This window comes from bacterium (assembly GCA_037128595.1).
GTDB lineage: Bacteria > Verrucomicrobiota > Kiritimatiellia > CAIKKV01 > CAITUY01 > JAABPW01.
Genome location: JBAXWB010000009.1, coordinates 56881 through 77058 on the forward strand (window position 1 = coordinate 56881; position 20178 = coordinate 77058).

17 protein-coding genes and 1 tRNA gene are annotated in these 20178 nt (G+C 53.3%); 3 read left to right on the top strand and 15 right to left on the bottom strand.

Annotated elements, in window-relative coordinates:
- From WCS52_07340 to WCS52_07350, 3 genes are read right to left on the bottom strand one after another with little or no spacing between them, the layout of a single operon-like run.
- The gene (locus WCS52_07340; protein ID MEI6166993.1) at nucleotides 1-2169 is read right to left on the bottom strand and encodes an AAA family ATPase; all 2169 of its coding nucleotides are present in this window, start codon (nucleotides 2167-2169) and stop codon (nucleotides 1-3) included.
- Nucleotides 2166-2729 carry a hypothetical protein gene (locus tag WCS52_07345; GenBank protein ID MEI6166994.1) on the bottom strand — a complete coding sequence of 188 codons (564 nt, stop codon included), beginning with the start codon at nucleotides 2727-2729 and terminating at the stop codon, nucleotides 2166-2168. The genes WCS52_07340 and WCS52_07345 overlap by 4 nt, the downstream gene beginning before the upstream one ends.
- A gap of 38 nt (nucleotides 2730-2767) precedes the next feature.
- Nucleotides 2768-6769: a RecQ family ATP-dependent DNA helicase gene (locus WCS52_07350; protein MEI6166995.1), complete on the bottom strand. Its 4002-nt coding sequence runs from the start codon at nucleotides 6767-6769 to the stop codon at nucleotides 2768-2770.
- 727 nt (nucleotides 6770-7496) lie between these two features.
- On the opposite strand from WCS52_07350, the gene WCS52_07355 reads away from it, so the two are divergent.
- Together WCS52_07355 and WCS52_07360 are read left to right on the top strand one after the other, a co-directional pair.
- Complete coding sequence (locus WCS52_07355) at nucleotides 7497-8381, top strand: DNA/RNA non-specific endonuclease (GenBank protein MEI6166996.1); 885 nt, start codon at nucleotides 7497-7499, stop codon at nucleotides 8379-8381.
- A 27-nt stretch (nucleotides 8382-8408) separates the two neighbouring features.
- Complete coding sequence (locus WCS52_07360; protein MEI6166997.1) at nucleotides 8409-8672, top strand: hypothetical protein; 264 nt, start codon at nucleotides 8409-8411, stop codon at nucleotides 8670-8672.
- 372 nt (nucleotides 8673-9044) lie between these two features.
- Here the strand turns inward: WCS52_07360 and WCS52_07365 are convergent.
- The 11 genes from WCS52_07365 to WCS52_07415 all read right to left on the bottom strand — a co-directional run bounded on the left by WCS52_07365 (nucleotide 9045) and on the right by WCS52_07415 (nucleotide 18370).
- Nucleotides 9045-9119: transfer RNA gene (locus WCS52_07365), tRNA-Glu, on the bottom strand.
- Nucleotides 9120-9228: 109 nt separating this feature from the next.
- Nucleotides 9229-9630, bottom strand: coding sequence for a YraN family protein (locus WCS52_07370; GenBank protein MEI6166998.1), 402 nt, complete (start codon nucleotides 9628-9630; stop codon nucleotides 9229-9231).
- Nucleotides 9627-10274 carry a ribonuclease HII gene (locus WCS52_07375; GenBank protein MEI6166999.1) on the bottom strand — a complete coding sequence of 216 codons (648 nt, stop codon included), beginning with the start codon at nucleotides 10272-10274 and terminating at the stop codon, nucleotides 9627-9629. The genes WCS52_07370 and WCS52_07375 overlap by 4 nt, the downstream gene beginning before the upstream one ends.
- Nucleotides 10275-10282: 8 nt before the next feature.
- Nucleotides 10283-10645: a 50S ribosomal protein L19 gene (rplS, locus tag WCS52_07380; protein ID MEI6167000.1), complete on the bottom strand. Its 363-nt coding sequence runs from the start codon at nucleotides 10643-10645 to the stop codon at nucleotides 10283-10285.
- Nucleotides 10642-11322, bottom strand: coding sequence for a tRNA (guanosine(37)-N1)-methyltransferase TrmD (trmD, locus tag WCS52_07385; protein ID MEI6167001.1), 681 nt, complete (start codon nucleotides 11320-11322; stop codon nucleotides 10642-10644). The genes rplS and trmD overlap by 4 nt, the downstream gene beginning before the upstream one ends.
- A 14-nt stretch (nucleotides 11323-11336) precedes the next feature.
- Entirely contained in the window at nucleotides 11337-11594 is a 258-nt protein-coding gene (gene rpsP, locus WCS52_07390; protein MEI6167002.1) for a 30S ribosomal protein S16, read from the bottom strand.
- Nucleotides 11595-11680: 86 nt separating this feature from the next.
- Nucleotides 11681-13009: a signal recognition particle protein gene (gene ffh / locus WCS52_07395; protein ID MEI6167003.1), complete on the bottom strand. Its 1329-nt coding sequence runs from the start codon at nucleotides 13007-13009 to the stop codon at nucleotides 11681-11683.
- Nucleotides 13010-13041: 32 nt separating this feature from the next.
- On the bottom strand, nucleotides 13042-15528 hold the full coding sequence (locus WCS52_07400) for an ATP-dependent Clp protease ATP-binding subunit (GenBank protein ID MEI6167004.1): 2487 nt from the start codon (nucleotides 15526-15528) through the stop codon (nucleotides 13042-13044).
- A gap of 36 nt (nucleotides 15529-15564) precedes the next feature.
- Nucleotides 15565-16620 carry a protein arginine kinase gene (locus WCS52_07405; protein MEI6167005.1) on the bottom strand — a complete coding sequence of 352 codons (1056 nt, stop codon included), beginning with the start codon at nucleotides 16618-16620 and terminating at the stop codon, nucleotides 15565-15567.
- Complete coding sequence (locus WCS52_07410) at nucleotides 16607-17104, bottom strand: UvrB/UvrC motif-containing protein (protein ID MEI6167006.1); 498 nt, start codon at nucleotides 17102-17104, stop codon at nucleotides 16607-16609. Before WCS52_07410 ends, WCS52_07405 begins: the two co-directional genes overlap by 14 nt.
- 9 nt (nucleotides 17105-17113) lie before the next feature.
- On the bottom strand, nucleotides 17114-18370 hold the full coding sequence (locus tag WCS52_07415; protein ID MEI6167007.1) for an IMP cyclohydrolase: 1257 nt from the start codon (nucleotides 18368-18370) through the stop codon (nucleotides 17114-17116).
- Between the two features lie 151 nt (nucleotides 18371-18521).
- Here WCS52_07415 and WCS52_07420 point away from each other — a divergent pair, with 151 nt between their 5' ends.
- Nucleotides 18522-19265: a hypothetical protein gene (locus WCS52_07420; protein ID MEI6167008.1), complete on the top strand. Its 744-nt coding sequence runs from the start codon at nucleotides 18522-18524 to the stop codon at nucleotides 19263-19265.
- Here the strand turns inward: WCS52_07420 and WCS52_07425 are convergent.
- Nucleotides 19255-20145, bottom strand: coding sequence for a hypothetical protein (locus WCS52_07425; GenBank protein MEI6167009.1), 891 nt, complete (start codon nucleotides 20143-20145; stop codon nucleotides 19255-19257). The two genes, WCS52_07420 and WCS52_07425, sit on opposite strands and share 11 nt — an antisense overlap.
- Nucleotides 20146-20178 lie beyond the last annotated feature (33 nt).

The window sequence follows — 20178 nt, forward strand, 5'->3', positions numbered from 1 at the left end:
CTATGCCTCCGAGTACTCGGGTTTCAGTAGTCCCGAAACGGCCGCAACAATATCCGGCGAACTGTCGCCGACCACACTTGAAGCTGTGAATATCCATCGTTTGTTATAATAGAAATCAATCAAAGCCTTGGCCCCCGCCTTCTGAAAACAGTACCGCTCTGACCATGGACCGTGCTTCACCCAATGAATAGAAACGCCGTAACGAGCGGCACTCGCTTTGAGGGCAACGTAGGTTTCAGACAGAAACTCGCGGCCGACTGGAGGAGCTGGAAAAGGTTTTTCCGGTTCATTTTCATAAATCGGATGAATATTTTGGAGTTTGTTCTCGATCTCAGTTAGCAGATCACCCGGCTTCTGAACGCGGCACAGTCGGTGGTTCCCTGTGAATACGCCATTCCCTTTGTAATAGAAATCCAATGTTACTGATTCAGCTTCCTTGGTCAGCGTGTACCGTTCAAAGAATTGACCGTGTTCAATAGATGTGATCTTGATTCCCGTAGGTGCCAGAACTTGGGTCATGCCTTTGAAATAGGCAATCAGAAATGGACTTTCCTCTGGAAATTGATGTTGAGTGAGTTCTTCTTGGGTCAGTACGTACTGTGAGTTAGCAAGAGCTGGCTCGATAATATCCGGTACGCATAGTGGCATCGGGAACGGTTTGAAAACCGGAGGATCAACGGCCAGAAGTTGGTGCTTTGCTCGAGTGATGGCCGTATACATCCAACGAAATGCGGGCTCGGTGGTCCATCCATGACACCCCTCGAATATCGTCACAACTCTCGGCCACTCTCCACCCTGGGCTTTATGACAGGTAATCGCGTAACCATATTTCACGCGTAGCGCGTTGTAATACGGATCACTTCCTAAAGCCAACCTGAATGCTTCTGTGTTAGGTTTGAGGTTATCATTCCGAATCTTGAAATCGACATAGAGCGCTTTGTATTGGTCTTTTGTCAATCCCGGCTCTGGGGCCAGAAGAAGTGAATCAATAATCTTGCATTGTTTCATTACGCGGTGCCCATCAGGATCCGTATAGGTAATCTGGACATCGCGGAATGTGAGTTCGGCGTCACGCCACCGATGGGTTTCGACATCGCTTGCCGCAGTTACTACTTCAACAAAATCTCCGTTAAGAAGTCCAAATGCTGCGTTGTTCTGAGTGACTACAAAACGATCTCCTGTTCGCGGTGCTTGGTCACCTCCCCCCCCATAAGAGTGTCCGCGCAAGAGTTTGTTATAATCCAAGGCCGTGCGGTTGCGAAAAGTTACTACAATGGTATCCTCACGTGGTCGCAAGCTTCCTGATTCAAAACAGTAAGGCACGACGTCGCGAGATGAACCGAGTTGAGTATCTTCACCAAAGGTGAGCTCAAACCGGTTGAAGAGTTGGTCAGCAATCGAGGTCCGAATTTCCGTTGCATTGGACAGCAGGAGACTACCCTCCTCCTGGCGAACCACATCGGTGAGAACGGCCCCCACCGACTTAAGTCCGAAGGCATTTTCCAAGTAAGTGGCATCCAGTGCGTGGGATACCCGACTATTTACGGGTGGCAACTGGGCAGGGTCACCCACAAATATTATTTTGGATCGGATATGTTCGGACTGAACTTTTGAGAACTCTATTAAATCCTTCAGCAGCCTTCCCGACCCGAATCTAAGGTACTCTCCTTCGGAATAGACATCTGACAACATCGAGGATTCATCCACAATATAGACGAGATCGGCCTCACGGTCAGCAATGTCCCTGACAGCAAAATAATATTTGAAGTCGTGATCCGAGTCTTCAAATTCACGGAGTCGGTCAAGTGTGTAGATACTCTTATGAATTGTAAACGCAGGATGTTGAACCCGCTGCCGAAGAACCATCGCCGCACGGCCAGTTGGGGCCATGAGAGCAAAGCCTCGGTGAGATGCAACAAGCCATTCTACTACCTTCTTGATCAGAAATGTCTTCCCCGTACCGGCGTATCCCTTGAGAATAAAGCACCTTTCGTCTGGTGATTTAAGGAATGCCAATAGACGATCAAAGGTAGACGCCTGTGAAGGTTTCAGTTCAATCTCGGGTCTTTCCTGCCGAGAGTTCTCATTCTTATGGTACATCATGTCAATCGTTCCCAAAAAAGAAGGGGCGCGGACTTCAAGCTCAGCTTTCTTCAGCCGTTGATTCACATGCCTGCTGCCTTGACTCTATGGATAAAGTAAAAAACACCCAAGCCTGTCAATATCAAGGTGTTGATGACCAGTAACGCCGTCATCATGACATCCCGCTTACGAGCGGCTACCTGTGACTCACTTACTGCGGTGAATCCATCCGCCATGGTCTTCCCGTTCTTATCCACCTCAGCACAGACACTGCTGAACCCACGATCAATGGCACCCTGAAACGTCGCCATCGTTGACGCCTGGGTTGAAATACCCAAATCTATCTTGTCGAGACGCATCGGGAAATTAACCTGTTCAATAGCCTTGGCCAATGGGATCAAGGCACCCGCAAGCGCCTCCGTCTGCGAAGTGACTGCATGTGTAGCGGCGATAGCATCTTTTGTTGAGCTCACCAATTCTACCGCCGTTTGTTGCTGTTCTTTAGTGAGCTGTGCCCACTCCTCTTCAGCTTTGATCAATTCATCATGTGCGCCTTTTAAAGCCTTCTGAACACTGCCGAACGCGGCGAGTTCTTGTTCGAGATTTATAAGCGCCTGTGAAAATACATCCTTATGCTCATCTGCCATGGTAGCTCTCCGTTCTCACGATCATTGGTCATTCTTGTTCAAAGATTCGATATATTCTGCATTACCTCCCCTGTATCCATATTGAAACCATGTATCCACTTTGCGTGATCCTCAATAATGGCGGTATCAAATGCTCGAGTACTGGCGGGATTTACAGCTAGAACATAGTCTCGGAGACGGGCAAGAAACGTCAATTTATCTCGGCGGCTCCAATTATGGTATTTCTCAAAACACGACACGGCTAAATCAATTTCGCTTTTAACGTCTTGGGTCGGATATCCCATCAGGGCAATGGCGTATGCGCGCATTGCGTGGAAAGCTGCGTTATCCGGATTTTCGGGAAGTAGGCGGTTACAGGCACCCAGTAAGTCATCAAGTTTAACTCTGTATCCTGATGTGTATTCGCATCTTTCAAACACGAGATCAGTCGTATAGTTGTGTAAATAAGGACGCAAAAAGGGGAGATACTTTGAATCATAAAACTTAGCGACGGTGACAGCAAAGTCAGCGGGATTCATTATCCCTTGGACAGTGGTCTGCTCCATAATAGTCAACGCCGTTTCGCGCTGTTTGGCAAAATGCGTATAGACAAATTCGATGAGTGCGTGTAGGCAGCAACGCAACTCGGTATTGTAATTACATTGCGCTGCAATATCCGAATAGTGCTCCACTTTTGCTGAGTCATAGCGTTGAATATACTCACGAAGTTTTTCTTTGTAGCCGCCGCGCGGAAGAGGTGTCAACCAAGCTGTGATCGTCTTGTTTTTATAATCAACTTCAAAGTCGTCCACAGCGCCCAGAATGGTCAGTCGGTAGATAGCGCGGAAAGTATGTTCCTGGAGCCTAATCTTTGGAAACACCTCTTTGATTCTGCTTTGCAGTGGGGCTGCAATTGCATGGAAGTGGTTCCCAAATCCAATCAAATTTCGAACGAAGGTGTCATCGTCTGCTGCGTAACTAAAGTCGTCCCGTACCAAATCGATATGCTTGCCAATAGCATTCGCAATTTTCTCGAGGTATTCATTTTCGAAGGAAAGGCATACAACATAGCCAACGCCGGTTTCTAATCCTTCAAGAATTTTCTCAATACCGGCGCCAATAGGCTCGGCGTGGAATAGGCGGTCTTCCCAGGTAGTGTTGAGTGGTTTGTTTTCTACCAACCAGTCGACTACTAGCTGGGTAACTGTTTCATGATTAGGAAATGGATTTAGCGTGCCACAGGTAAAAGCCCCGGTCGAGTTAAGTGTGACATAAACCTTGGACGTTGGGTGGCCGTCTTGATTGATGTAGATGCGATGCAGATTGTCCGTATGGTGGAGTCCAATCGAATAATCCGTGCCGGTTTTATCAAACAATATGTTGGCGATAGTTTTGAGCGCTGAATGTCCCGGTACCAGATTTTCATCAAGCATCGCAAATATCTTGGTTTCTTCAATCTGCGCGCCAGGGAAGGTATTTGTGTAAAATGAATGGTTTAGGGAATAGTCCAAACTATGGTCACTATTCGGCATTCTAGTTCCAGCATAAAGGATCCAGCATTGTGAATCTTTACCGTCACGCCCTGCGCGCCCAGCTTCCTGATAAAAGGATTCTATTGATGGCGGTATGTTGTAATGTAAGGTAAATCGTATATCAGGCTTATCAATGCCCATGCCGAATGCCTTAGTGCAAGACAAGACTTTGAGTTTACCTTTTCTAAAGTAATCATGGATTTGAGTGGGATCAAATGCAGCTGCGCCGTGGTGTTCCCCGGGCGACCCATGGTAAACACCAAGCTTAGCTTGAACTGGAGAATAGGCTGTTTGCAATGCTCTGCAAACATCTTGGGCACCATGCACATTCTTCGTATGGGGGCAGAAAACTAATCCGGATCCGTTGTCAGCATTCAAGAAGGACGAGACCTCAACGTCGTTCAAAGTATGAGTGATGGCGTCAACGACCTTTGGGACTTGTGCCAATTTCGCCAGACCAATCTGCCTTCTGACACTCCCTTCTGTTGCGCCGATGGGAATGACTGGCGTCGGAGATAGAGCTACTACACGGTACTTTAGATTATCCCGCCCCATCTTTTCTGGACGGACTGAGATATTAGCATCTTTTCTGTATCCCAGTTCAGTGTGGACATCATCAAGCACCTCATAGGATGCGGTTCCAGTGAGCGCAAGAAATGGCAGTGTCTTCATGCGGGTAACACAGAATGTTCGAGCATTTGCCCCAAGTCGTAGATAGGCCGTTCGAAAATCGTGGCCCCACTCAGAAACACAGTGCGCTTCGTCCACCACAACGTATGCGAAATGGACATTCCCCTGGTCGCGTATTTCCTTTAACGCATTTCGAAATTCGTGAATGATGAACCTTTCGGGTGTGACAAATACAAACTTGAAACACCCTTTCTGCATAAGTTTTGTATTAAGGGCTTTTTCTTTTGCGGAGATGGCTGAACTTATGAAGGCTGAGCAGGACACACCAATTGCTTTTAGGCTGTCATCTTGATCCTTCATTAACGCTTTGAGAGGATCAATTACAACCGCCATGCCGTTTTGCAGCATGACTGGTAACTGGTAGGTAAGGGATTTTCCGGCACCCGTAGGAAGAAGTGCAATGACGGATTCTCCCTTGAGAGCCCGCATAATTATTTCAGTCTGATTTTGACGAAAATCAACTTTCCGGAATATGTTTTGAAGAAAGAAAGTTAATTGGTTTTCCAGCGTACTACCTTCTATCTGGGGAGTCAGTGGGTCGCTGAAGGTAAGCCGGTGGCATGGGTCGGTGTTATAGTAATCTGACCGAACAACTACTCGTGGCACCCCGTCCAATGCATGTCCCGCCGGGAGAGAGGAAAGTGTGACCCCGTAGCGTAGTTGCACCGAAATATCCAAAACAGCGTCGAAGTAAAGTGGGAACTCGTTAGGAGATGACCATTGAGAGATTTCGCAAATGGTTATGTGCGGTACAGAACATCCAGGCCGGTAGATTGCCCAGAGTTTACGTAGCCATCTTCGCAGATCTTTCGCTGCCGTTTTCCCACATCCAGGCAAACCATCGCGGTCAATAATTGCCAGATGCCACACCGGTGCGTCAAAGGACAGCACACCGCCGCGCACAAGTTCAAGTATTACTCTCTGGATACGGGCAACAGCGAATGGAAACAACGCCAAGAGCAAAGCACGGGAACCAAGTGGATCGTGCACAAGTGGTGCATCAACGTTTTGCTTGAGGCGGGTCAGATAGGGATGTGTCAATATTCTGGCGACACCAGGATGATTCGTGGTTATTGGATCGGCGGCCTGAGTTCCCTGCCATAGCCGTTGTCGATAGGTGAGAGCCCACTTTGCATGCGTACAGGCATTGTCACGGTTATTATCCCCAATTACGTTCGGTTCCAGTTCGTGCGACGGGCCGTCGACCTCAAACACAATACCACAGGGCACCTGACCTTGTACGCTGCCAGGGAGCTCCATCGAGAAATCTGTTCTTTGGTCAACAAAGCCATTACCGGCTATCGTGCTCAATTCCCGTTGTTTCATCACTAGCTGCATACCAGCGGGACCAAGCAGTTGCGTCAATGGGCCGTTCCAAAAAGTTCGTTCGGCACCACTATCAAATTCCCCTCGATCCTCCCCACTGCCAAATTCTGGCAATGCAAATCCAGGTGATGCTTCAATTCTGCCTTCGGGAGCCACTACGCAAAAAGCACGTTCCAACAGTGGCTTGAGTTCCGTGGCGTGATCGGCATTGAACTCACAGGCATATTCTGCGTAGCCTTTGTCACCACGAATCTCGCACGTTGTAAGCCCGGCCAAGCGTTCGAGTTTCTTCTCAACATATAATGAAGGCAAGGTGGGTAGGCCACGGCAGAGGATGTTCTCCAGCACGGCCAGTTCGGGCGGCAGGACACCGACACCACCCACATCGTGATCAATCACAAAGTGGCTGAGCCTGGTGAGCACGTCCTGCCAGTCCAAGTCCGGTGCCAGTTGCTTGTTCTGAACGGCCTTCCAAACCGCTTCAGATACGTAGCCGGCGTGCAATGCTTTCATGATCGAGGCTGTCTCCTGTCTGCCCGAGAAGATTCTCATCTCAGAAGTCAGCCCCAAAAAAGAGGGGTACGGACTCCAAGCTTGAATCTCAGCCGAAGGGCTAGCACACCCCATTGCAGAAAAACAAGACAAGGAGCCGCACCCCATAGCGGGTGCGTCTCCACATGTCTCGTCTCTGCAAATGCTGAAAAGTGCTAGTTCTCGGCCGAAACGATAATGCGTACGACGCATTAAATTGTTGTCAAATCAGTTATTCCGTCGTCGTCCAATCCTCCAGTAAACAGTAAGCGTCTTCATGGCCACTTACCACACCCGGAACCGTACCGCTGGGGCCGGAGGGTGTCAACGGTTTCCCGTGGTGAATGTGGACAATCTGGGTATGCATGGCGGGAGTTACCCGCAGCCCCTCCTACGGGCTGCTTGATGCCCTTCGGCGTGTCTATTGATAACTTCCTGGGCAAGTCGGCGGCCGGGACGCAGTGGATCTCTGCCAGGACGGGCGATCTATGCCATTCCGGGGGTGGCGTGGGTGTTGATATGGATCCCGAAAATGATGCCCGTGGGAGCCCGTGGTGGCCGGACATAGGGGGTGGTTACCAGGTTCTGGGGGTCAGATAGGCGGAGGGCTGCGGCTTATCAGACCGAGAGTGCCATACCGGCCGTCCGCCAACAGCATACTGACTCATGCCAATTGAATGTCATCATCATTTATGGGATGCTCCGATCCATGAAACAACGAGGCACCATGGGACGAATGTCCCTCATCCTCCTGTGGATTCTGTTCATTGGCCTGGTCATTGTTATTGTCTGTGCCGCCGTCTTCCTGATTCCTCCGCTGTTCTCGTCTGGGGGTACGACATCTGGGCCACGGTCTGCTCCGGCTTCCCCGAACACTTCCCCGCTGTCATGGGGTGGCCCCTACAGCTATGCAGGCGCCCCTGAACCCCAGCCTGTCTTTCATGATCCGATCCTTGTCCTGACCAATACCGGCTACCTGGTAGGGTACTGCGAAGCCAAGAAGGATCCTGTGTGGGCCTGTTATCGGTTGTTCAAGGTCACCAGCCTACAGGCCCCGCCACGGCCCCAGGGTTTCCAAGTTGATACGCGGACCAGTGCGAGGATATGCCAGCATGATTATTCAGGCAGCGGCTATGACCGGGGACACATGGCCCCGAATTATGCCATTGCCCTGTGCTACGGTGAACAGGCTCAACTGGAGACCTTCCTCATGAGCAACATCATCCCCCAGAGCCCCAGCCTCAACCGTCGGGTCTGGGAACATCTGGAGCAGACGGAAATCAAAGGGTATGCCCAGAGGTACGGGCAGGTGTGGGTTATTGACGGCCCCGTCTTCGGCGCCCATCCCCGTCACCTGCAATGCGGCGTAGAGATTCCAGAGGCTTGCTACAAGATCCTGGTCGAGGAGGAGCATGGGCGTCCTCGGGTGCTGGCCTTTATCATGCCACAGTCAGTCACCGGCATAGAGGCACCCTCCCAATATTTGGTCAGTGTTGCCGAGATCGAACGGCAGACCGGTCTCAAGTTCTTTGGTGGCCTCCCGGCGGATATGCGGGATCAGGTGGAGACCAATAAGGCCATGGGGATGTGGTGAGGAAACCTATAAAAGGAGGATGAAGTCATGAAGAGTCTGAAAATGGTTCTGTTTGCGGTAGTGGTGGCGGCGTTCTTGGGGATATCCTATGGTCAGGATACAACGCCCCCGGTGGATTCAGGCAAAGCAGGGAAGGAGGTCGCTGGTTCCAAAGCCGAAGTTGAGACAGGCTACTGGATGACCACATCCAGCCACAAGCGGCACAACAAGAGCTGCCGGTATTACAAGAACTCCAAAGGCCGGTTCTGTCAGCCTGACGAAGGTATCCCCTGTAAAATATGTGGAGGTTGATTTTCAGGACACGTCGGTTGGTTTATTTACAGGCAGACGACCCTGCACATGACACCACGTTCCCGGCGAACTGATGACTTGGGTGGGAACGATCCCCAGGCATGGCAGGTTACGGGCTGGATCTCCGGCGCCGTGTCTGGCCGATACCCCCCAAATAAACATGTGCGTGGTTCGATACAGGGCATCTGGAGGCGCGATCAGGCGTCGGAGCATATCACGGCACCCCTCACGCCACCCCTCTATTCGTGACATCGGTAGATGTAGAAAACAAAGGGGATTTCGGGCTTCACGTTATGCATTACCGTTATGCTTTTTGACAGCACTTCAGTGCCACTGTTACGGAACCATTGATTTTATTGGTTGATATTGAAGTGGCGCGCCCACGGGGAGTCGAACCCCGCTTACCAGGATGAAAACCTGGTGTCCTAACCGATAGACGATGGGCGCTTCATCAATACGAAGGGGCGGAATATATCAAACTTGAACAGGAGCGCAATCACAAAGGCATAAAAAATCAGATTTATCCTCCAGCTTTTGTGTGACGTCACACCCCCCATCACCACGGCAGGACATAGCAGCGATCCAAAGTGAACGCCGATTCGATGTGACGGATGACCGGCTCCGGGCCGTCGTTCTCGCCCACCACTTCCACCACATCAAATCTGAAATTCACCGGTTGCTTCACGCGCTGAAGGTAGCGCACCGCCGCACGGGAAAGATGATGGCGCTTCGCACGGTCCACGGCCGTCGCAGGCCGGCCAAACAACTCTGTTTTCCTCGTCTTCACCTCGACGAATACAAGGGTTTCACCGAAACGAGTGATCAAGTCGAATTCATCCCTGGCCGTCACGCGAAACCGGCGGCTCAGCACTTTGTACCCTTTCTTTTCGAGAAATACGGCCGCCTGATCCTCTCCCCACAGGCCGGTATTAAGATGAAACGGCATCGAAAATTTCACATGCCCCCCTCCGCCCCATGTAACCGCAATGCCTCCTGAACCGGTCGAAACGATCGGCGGTGAGCCGGACAGGGACCATTATCCAGTAGCGCCTTCATATGCGCCCGGGTTCCATATCCTTTGTGCCGGGAAAATCCATACTGAGGATAGTGTTGATCAAGAACCAACATCATGCGGTCACGCGTAACCTTGGCAATGATACTGGCGGCGGCAATACTCAAGGATCGCCCATCTCCCTGAATAATCGACAGGGAAGGACAAGGAAGCCCCGGAACGGGCAAGCCGTCTACCAGCGCGAAATCCGGGATGGGACTAATGGCTTCAAGGGCCCGCGCCATGGCCAGATGCGTGGCCCGAAGGATATTCAAGGAATCGATCTCGGCCACATCGGCCACCCCGACGCCATACACGCAGGGGCAGGCCTCCGTTAAAACAGCAAAAAGGGAATCGCGTTCACGGGGCGTGAGACGCTTAGAATCATTGACTGACTTGAGGCGCGCATATTGCTCTGCCTCGAGAAATGCCCTGTCGAAGACCAGTGCGGCGGCGACGACGGGGCCCGCTAACGGACCCCGGCCGGCCTCATCCACGCCCGCCAGCCGGCATACTCCACGGCTCCAAGCCTGACGTTCAAACTGAAGCAAGGGGACCCTTAGCTGTCCGCTTTGTTCTTCTCACGCAGCTTCGCGCTCTTACCGCTGCGGTCACGCAGGTAGTACAACTTGGCGCGACGGCTCTGTCCGGAACTTTCAACCGTAAGACTGGCCAAATTCGGCGAATGAACCGGGAAAATCCGTTCCACGCCCACGCCGTGCGAAATCCGGCGCACCGTAAACGTTTCGGTCGCGGCATGTCCATCCCGTGCAATCACGATGCCCGTATAGGCCTGGATGCGTTCTTTAGCGCCTTCGCGAATTTTAACCTGCACCTTAACGGTGTCACCGATTGCGAAGGAAGGCATAACATCCTTCCGCAGGTTTTCCTTATGAATCATGGCCAATGCTTTTGCGATCATAGTTCCCTCACCTTCAACAAGTCTGGTCTTTTATCCCTCGTCCGACGCTCTGCCTGATCCCTGCGCCACCGGCCAATTTCTTCATGGTCTCCGGAGACAAGGACTTCGGGGACATCCAGTCCCCTGAACTTACGCGGTCTCGTATATTGCGGATATTCCAACAGCCCATCCGTGAAAGATTCCTCACACGTCGTCTGGCTGTTTCCGAGCACCCCTGGCACCAATCTCACCACAGCGTCTATTACCACCGCTGCCGGCAGGACCCCGTTCGTCAGAACGTAATCCCCGATCGAAATCTCATCGGTTGCCAAATGGGTTCTCACCCGCTCATCAACACCCTCGTAATGCCCGCATATAAAAATCAAATGCTGTTCTCGCGCCAGTTCGACGGCTTTGGCCTGCTCATAGCGCACCCCTTGCGGCGTCATCAAAATCACGCGCGCTTCCGGGCTCCGAACTGACTCCACGGCCTTAAACAGCGGTTCAGGCGTCATCACCATTCCCGGGCCCCCACCGAACGGACGATCATCCGTACTCTGGTGCCTATCCGTGGTAAATTTTCTCAAATCCACCGTATTAAACACTACAGCCCCTTTTTGGGCTGCCCGCTTGAGGATACTCTCTTCCAGAAAGCCATTCAGCATTCCCGGAAAGATGGTAATCACATCGATCCTCAGCGGCACAGAATCACTCATGCCTTCGGGGCAGAGGCTGCTTTGTGCTTCTTGATCAAGCTTTTTACCGTGTCGCTGACGAGGGCCCCTTTGCTGACCCAATGATCAATACGATCCATCTTCAAATTGAAATTAATCCCTTTTCTCTTGGGATCATACCAACCGATAACTTCAAGGTTTTTTCCGTCACGAGGGGATCTGCTGTCGGCGGCTACCACTCGATAACAAATATCCTTGTTCGCACCCGTACGGGTCATTCTAATTTTTACTGACATTCAATGCCTCCCTAACAAACACACGACCCGAACCCCAAAAGGGGTTCGTCGCCAAGACTCAAAAAGCGGCGCACTATTACACATTCTCAACGGCGGCGCAACCTCTTTTGCATCGACCCCATCCGTTTTGTCATTTCACGGGCCTGATCGAAGCGTTTCAGCAACTCATTCACATCCTGAACCTGGGTCCCGCTCCCGGCGGCAACCCGCCTTTTCCGGCTGGCATTCAGGAGCTCCGGACGCCGTCGTTCCTGAACCGTCATACTGCGGATAATGGCCTCTGCACGAGTGGTGAAGCGGGTAAAATCCTCGCCCCCACCCGCTTCCTTGAGTTTCGCTTTTACGGCCCCGCCCATGGGAATCATCTCCAATAAACTCTCCACGGATCCCATCTTGCGTAGCTGGGCAATCTGCCCCAGGAAATCTTCCAGATCCAGGCGGTTTTTCCGGATCTTCTTTTCCATTTCCACCATCTGGGAGAAGTCAACGGATTCCTGTGCTTTTTCCACCAGACTCAGAATATCGCCCATTCCCAGAATCCGTGACGCCATGCGCTCGGGATAAAACGGCTCCAGTTCCCCGATGCGTTCCCCCACGCCCGTATAGAGGATGGGACAGCCCGTCACGCTTTGAATCGACAGGGCCGCACCACCCCGGGCATCTCCGTCAAGCTTGGTAAGAATCAGGCCCTTGAGATCAAGGGCTTTGTGGAAGACTTCAGCGACATGTACCGACTCCTGCCCGATAGCCGCATCCACTACCAGAACGGTATTGTGGCACCTGACGGTTTCGCGCAAGTCCGTCAGTTCCCGGACCAGTTCATCATCAATCTGGAAGCGCCCGCCGGTATCAAACAACACCACATCGCGCCCGGTGGCTTCAGCCTTGTCTAACGCACGACGGCCCAGCGCGGGCACGGTTTCACCCGGCTCGGGGGCCAACATATCCACCCCCACTTGCTGGGCCAGGACCCGCAGTTGATCGACCGCGGCAGGCCTACGGATATCAGCGCCGACCAGCAGGACATTCTTGCCGTCTTTCTTCCAGAGCGCCGCCAGCTTGGCGGAAGTGGTGGTTTTCCCGGAGCCGTGCAACCCGACCAGCATGACCGGCGCCGGCTTCGGATTCAATTCCAGGCGTCGATTTTTCGCCCCGCCCAGCAGTGTCACCAGCTCATCATGCACGCGCTTGATGACCTGTTGACCGGGTGTGATGCTGTGCAGCACTTCCTCCCCGACGCATTTCTCACTCACCCGTGTGATGAAGTCGCGTGCCACTTCGAAGTTCACGTCGGCCTCCAGCAAGGCCATCCGCACTTCCCTCATGGCATCACGGATATTCGGCTCTGTCAGCCGGCCATATCCCCGCAGTTTTTTAAAAACCGACTCTAATGAATGCGTGAGTGTCTCGAACACGGTATGCTCCCCAATCCAGACTCCACAAAGGGTCAGGTGGCTTTCACCTTTTTGCCGGGAACGGCTTTGAACACCAATCCGCCATCCGTCTTGACCACGGAGACCTTGTCTGCGCCAGCAAAGTCGCCCCGCAAAATATCTTCAGCCAGAGGATCCTCGAGATAACGCTGAACGGCCCGCCGTAAGGGACGGGCCCCCATGGCCTGATCAAATCCCTTTTCGAGCAAAAATTCCTGAGCCTCGGGCGTCATCACCAGATGAATGCCCTTGCGGTCAAGACGTGCCGTCACCTTCGAGATCTCCAATTCCAGGATCCGGAACATTTCCGGCCTGTCAAACTGGCGGAACACGACAATTTCATCAATGCGATTCAGGAATTCGGGTTTAAATGTCCGCTTCACTTCATCCAGCATCCGCGCCTTCAGGGTCTCGTAATTCATCACGGAACTTGATTCCGTAAAGCCGAGCCCTCCCTTTCGGATAAAATCCGAACCGAGATTGGTCGTCAGAATGATGACCGTATTTCTGAAGTCAACATGTCGCCCGGCGCTATCCGTCAGACGCCCCTCCTCCATGATCTGCAACAACATATGCATGACATCAGGATGGGCCTTCTCGATCTCATCAAACAGGATCACGGAATAGGGACGCCGCCTGACTTTTTCCGTAAGTTGGCCCCCCTCTTCATACCCCACGTACCCCGGCGGAGAGCCCACCAGGCGGGAGACCGTGAACTTCTCCATATATTCCGACATGTCCAACTGAATCAGCGCATCCGCCTCATCAAACATGAATTCAGCCAGTGTTTTGGCAAGGAGTGTCTTCCCGACACCGGTGGGGCCGAGGAACACAAAGGAGCCGATAGGTCGCCGGGGATCCTTGAGATCCGCCCGGGACCGTCGCAACGCCTTGGAAATGGTGACAATGCCTTCCTTTTGCCCAATGACCGTCTTTTCCAATTCCGCTTCCATCTGAAGCAGGCGCGCCAACTCCTTCCCCTCCATTTTCTTGAGAGGAACCCCCGTCCACTTGGAAATGACCGCCATCACCTCTTCATCAGTGACTTTGACTTTTTTCTTCTTAGCGGCCTCCTGCCACTTCTTCACGCTACCCTCAAGCTCTTCGCGTTCGCGCCGTTCCAGGTCCCGCAACCGGGCGGCCTCTTCAAATTTCTGTCCCTTGATCGCCGCTTCTTTCTCAATCCTGATTTTCTCAATGGCCGCTTCTTTCCGCCGGAGTTCAGGGGATCGGGTGGTGGCGGCAATCCGGGCCCGGGCCCCCGCCTCATCAATGGTATCGATGGCCTTATCGGGCAGGTGTCGCCCCGACAAATACCGGTCAGTCAGACGGGCGGCAGCCTCAATGGCCTCATCCGTAATTTTGACATTATGATGCTCCTCATATTTGTGCCGGATTCCCTTGAGGATCCGGATGGCATCATCCACGCTCGGCTCATTTACCTGCACCGTTTGAAACCGCCGCTCCAGCGCACTGTCTTTCTCGATATATTTCCGATACTCATTCAACGTGGTGGCCCCTACGCACTGAAGCTCGCCGCGTGCCAGAGCCGGCTTGAGAATATTCGAAGCGTCCAGAGTCCCTTCGGCAGATCCCGCACCCACAATGGTGTGAATTTCATCCAGGAACAGGATCACATTGCCCGTGCGCCGGATCTCTTCCATGACCGCCTTGATCCGCTCTTCAAACTGACCACGGTATTTCGTCCCGGCAATCATCAGGGCCAGATCCAGGGCGATCACGCGTTTGCTGCGCAGGATATCGGGTACGAGCCCGCTCACAATCACCTGGGCCAATCCCTCCACAATCGCCGTCTTACCGACCCCGGCCTCCCCCAGCAGGACGGCATTATTCTTGGTCCGGCGACAGAGAATCTGTATGCATCGCTCCAATTCGGACTCCCGCCCGATCATCGGGTCCAAGCCTCCCTTCCGGGCGAGTTCTGTCAGGTCACGGCCAAACGCATTCAACGCGGGAGTCTTCGGCTTGTCCGTCTGCTCCTGCTTGGGCTGCTTGGCACCGGGCTCAGGCGGCTCCTCCCCTTCACCGGGCTCATAATTCGGATCCAGTTCCCGCATCACTTCGATACGCGTGGTATCAAGATCCACGTTCAGCGTCCGGAGCACCTGGGCGGCGACCCCTTCCCCCTCCCTTAAGAGGCCTAATAATATATGCTCGGTTCCCACATAGGTGTGCTGGAGGGCGCGAGCCTCGGCCGTCGCCAATTGCAACACCTTCTTAGCACGCGGAGTAAACGGGACATTCCCCGCCGTTTTTGTTTCCGGTCCCTGCCCCACGGCTTTTTCAACTTCAAGGCGCAGTGACTCCAGCGAGATCCCCATCCGCTCAAGCACGGTAACCGCCACCCCCTGCCCAAGCGCCACCAGACCAAGCAATAGGTGCTCAGTGCCGACATAGGCGTGATTAAACCGATCCGCCTCGGTCCGGGCAATTTGGATCACTTGCTTGGCCCGCGGTGTATAATTTCCTGAATTATCCATAAGTCATGATTCCTGCTGATATCGGCAGGGCATCGTTTACATCGACGCCTGTCGAACGGTCTCTCTCACTAATCGGGCACGCACATAATCCCGCTCATCCGGCGGAATGAGGCGCCCCTCTGATTTTTGCAAATGTCCCGGCATCGAATAAAGAACCAGCCTATTCAAGTCCGGAAGTTTCAAATTTGAAATTATACCGAGTTCACAGCCGAAACGCAACGCAGACAACATATCCAGGGCTTCGCGCGAATTCAAAACCCGGGCATGACTCAGAACCCCGTAGGCCCGTCCTACAAAATCCTCAATCGCGGCCCCGCGCTGCTCTTGAAGCCGGATCCGGGCATTGGCCTCATGCTGGGCCACCTCCGTGACAATCCTGGCCAACCGGTCAATAATCACGGGTTCCGATTCACCCAGCGTCATCTGGTTTGAAATCTGGAACATGTTTCCGGACGCTTCAGTCCCTTCCCCCTGCAAGCCCCGCACCGCCAGCCCGATTTTCGTAAGTCCCTTGATAATGGGGTCAATTTCGTTGATCAGCCGCAAACCGGGCACATGCAGCATGGCACTGGCGCGCAGGCCCGTACCGACATTCGTGGGACAGGCCGTCAGGTATCCCAGGGCGGGTGAAAACGCAAACCGGACATGCTGCTCTATCTGAGTATCAAGTTCATTGACGTCAGCCCATAACTCATTCAACTGCAAACCATTACGCAATGCCTGAAGACGCAGATGATCTTCCTCGTTCACCATGACGCTCAGGCATTCATCCGCACGGATCACCACCCCACTGCCTTTGGATTTCTGCGCCAGATCATTGCTGATCAAGTGGCGCTCACGCAAAAAGTCACGATCCACCGCACTCAGCGACGCCATATCAACCGCCAGACAAGGGGAGAGTCCGCTCACCCCTTGAAGCATCTCCCACACCTGCGCCTGGATTCGCACACACTCTTCATCCCCGGCCCAACCCGGGAAAGCCAATCCCTCAATATTACGTGCCAATCGGATCCGGCTGCTCACCACAATCCCCGGAGGGCCTTCCGAGGTCAACCAGGCCGCAGGACGATGAATCAAATCATCCAGACGCATGGGTGGCCTCCCGGATACGATCCCTCAACAACGCCGCTTCCTCGTATTTTTCGTCACGGATGGCGCGCTCCAATTGTTTATTCAATTCCTCGCAGAGGGCGGCCTTGGCGATCGTTTCCTTTAAACAGCCGGGAATTTTCCCCGCATGCTTCGTTCCTTTGTGCATGGCAGCGAGCATGGGTCCGAGTTCTTCTGCAAACGCCTCATAGCATCGCGGACATCCCAGACGGGCCGTTTTTTTAAAATCACAATCCCGCATGTGGCAATGCGGGCAGCTCCGGGTCGAGGTCTGACCATTTTCCTTGGCAGAAGCGCCGGGTGACCCCAACCCGAAAAGGATTTCAGGAATCGACATCACATTCTGCACATTCATACCGCTTTCCTCTGCACAGCCCTCGCAGAGATGCAGTTCCCGTGATTGGTTATCCACCATCTGAGTCAGGTGAATCGTGGCCTCATTTTGCTGACAGCATTCGCAAAGCATACAGACTCCTCAGTGCTTGAAACACCGCTGGCCCGTGAACACCATTGCGGCCCCCGCCTCGTTACAGGCGTCGATCACTTCAAAATCACGATCCGACCCTCCCGGCTGAATCACGGCCGCGATCCCCTCCCTCAGTCCCACCTCGACCCCATCCCGGAAAGGGAAAAAGGCATCCGACACCATACAGGACCCGGCCAGGCCGCCCTTTGCGGCAAGCGTCTCTTCATCGATCGCCTTGCGCTGGTGGTCATCACTCAAATTACTATAGGGTACGCCGTAGCGCTCCCAGCAAATCCTGTCAGAATAATTGCGATACGCCTTGTCCCTTGCATATTGCGCCATCCCCACCCGATCCTGACCGCCGGCCCCGATACTAACGGTGACGCCATCCTTCACATAGAGCACCGAATTACTGGTGACACCGCATTCAATCAGCCAGCCGAACAGCAGATCTGAATACTCCTGCTCTGTTGGCAGGCGGTTGATCTTGTATTCCTTACCTTTGTAAAGGGCTTGGGCCGGTGCCAGATCCGCCTGCGCCTTCGTCCTGGGCACAAAAGAGGTCTGAACAACAAGCCCCCCGTCCATGAGCGACTTCATGTCCACGACCACCCCTCCATCGAATTCCTGCAGGCGTGCCATATTCCCGATCCTCATGACGCGCAGATTCTTTTTCTTCGCAAAAATAGCCATTGCCCCTGATTCAAACTCAGGAGCGATCACCACCTCGGCATAATTCCGGGCGATTAACTCCGCCGTTTCCTGATCGACGGCGCGATTCAAGGCAATCGCCCCCCCAAAAGCCGCCACTCTGTCTGCACTATTGGCCTTTCGGTAGGCGTCAGCCAACGAAGACGACCTGGCCGCACCACAGGGATTGTTATGCTTGACGATCACCACACAGGGGTCATCCATGAGATAACGCAGAACATTCAAGGCATTGTCGGCATCGGTGATGTTTGTCTTTCCGGGGTGTTTTCCGGACTGCAAGAGCTCCACATCCGAGGCCAGATAACGGCCGGGCTGAATACACGTTACATCCCCCAACCTCAAATTTCCCCCTACCAACTTATAAAGAGCGGCTTCCTGACCGGGATTTTCGCCATATCGCAGCCCCTTACGCACTCCATCAATCTGCCAGGCCGTTTTCTCGTAGCTCAGCGTTTGGCGTCCACCCTGGTCATCTACAAAACTAATTTCCAAACGCGGGGTGAAATGATCATCCATAATGGTTTTATAGGCCGACTTAAAATCTGGGGTAGCCATGTACACCTCACCTTTCAATAATGCGACAGTCGATAATTATGAACCACACAAGAGGAGCAACCTACAGAACTTGCAAGCGGAACTCAAAGCTTTTTGACGAAAGCCCGCATCTGTGATAAGAACTTAGAATGTCAAACAACTGGAGGCTACCGTGAGTCTGATTGAAGAAGCCCTGCGCAAACAAAGGGAAGAGAGTGAAAAATCAGCCCCCCCTTCCCCCCCTCCCCCCCCGATACCCAGCCCATCCCCTGATGAAGCCCCGCCGGATGCCCCGCCGGCAGAAGCGTCACCCCGTCGCCCCTGGGCCCTACTGGCCGGTATCGCAGGAGCAGGAGTGCTCGCCATTCTGTTTGTTATCTGGCTTCTGGTGTTCGGTATGAAACTCTGGCAAACGAAACCCGACATAGTGAATACAAAAGGGGTCATCGCCACCCATGCGCCGAGTCTTCCGCCCACGGCTCCTCGCACAAATGACACGTCAAAATCAGTCACCCCCCCCCCCTCACCGGTTATGGTCCCGTCTATCCCGAAGCCACCCCCGCAAGAAGGGTTACCCGCGACACCGGTAACTCCACCACCGGCTCTTGAGGCGCCAGCCAGCCCGGCCCCTCCGATCATTCCTGTGGTGGAAAAAGCCTTGCCAGCGCTCAAACCCTCCGCCCCCTCCCCCGCACCGGCAAAACTGGAGCTCCCTGTGATATGGCCGAAACTGGTGGTCTCAGGAATCATCGGGAGTTCAAAAAATGGACGCAGTGCCGCCATTATGAATGGTCAGATGCTGAGCCCCGGCGAAACAATCGAGGGCGTAACCATTGAATCCATAGACAAGCAGAAAGTGAAGCTGCGATACAGTGGAGAGGTCAAGCTTCTTTCCGTAGGCGCTTCTACGGAGTAATGTTTCCGGCAGGGGTCTTGGTGTCTTTCTTCACGAACCGGTCCATCATGGAATCAAAATCCACCGGGGGGGTCATGAAGAAATGGCATCTCCGCCCGATCATCGACTGCACTTTTTGCCGGAGCGTCTTATTGTACGGATTCAATACGACAACCAGAATGTCACTCCCCATCAGCTCGAACGGCAGGACCCCATAGCGGAGCATGAATTCACGGGGCAGGGAATTCACCGCCGTCTCTGTAATTTCAAACAATGACAAAGGCACAACCGGAACGGCAGAATCCCGGGCGGCAAAGGCCATAATCCGGTCCAGATTCCGATTCCCCCGATCGTGAAGCGCATGGAGCACGGAAACCGTTACCAAGGCGGAGCTAGTGGATATCACGCTTAAATCCTGAGCCACCACGGCATAATCCTCCTGGGTCAGCTCGCCCGCCTGGAACAGTGTCCACGCAAAAGAGAGCTCCGAGGCCACATGGGCATTACGACTTTCAGAATCATCTTCTGTTTTGGGTTCCGGCACAAGCGGCTCAGTCGACAAATCAAACTGCTTCGCCTGGGGCTGACCCTCATTCAGAAACTGTTCTATTCTTGCGCCGGCATCTTTGGCAATAGGATCGGTCGCGGCAAAACGCAAAAAACGCTCGCGCAAAAAATCAGCGGCATCCCGGTCATTTTCCTCAATGACCACGTTAGCCAGCCGCGTCAGATATTCACGAGCCCGCGACAAGTCTCCCACTTGCTCGTAGGCATGCGACAACGCTTCAAGCGAGACCCGATCATTCGGGATAGTTTCAACAATCTGCTCAAATGCGGCGATGGCGCTCCATACCTGGCTTTCCAAGTCTGCCTGCTGATGACTGTCGTCTTTACCTGCCATAAATCTCAGTCCCTCTTTTCTTAAACATAGAGT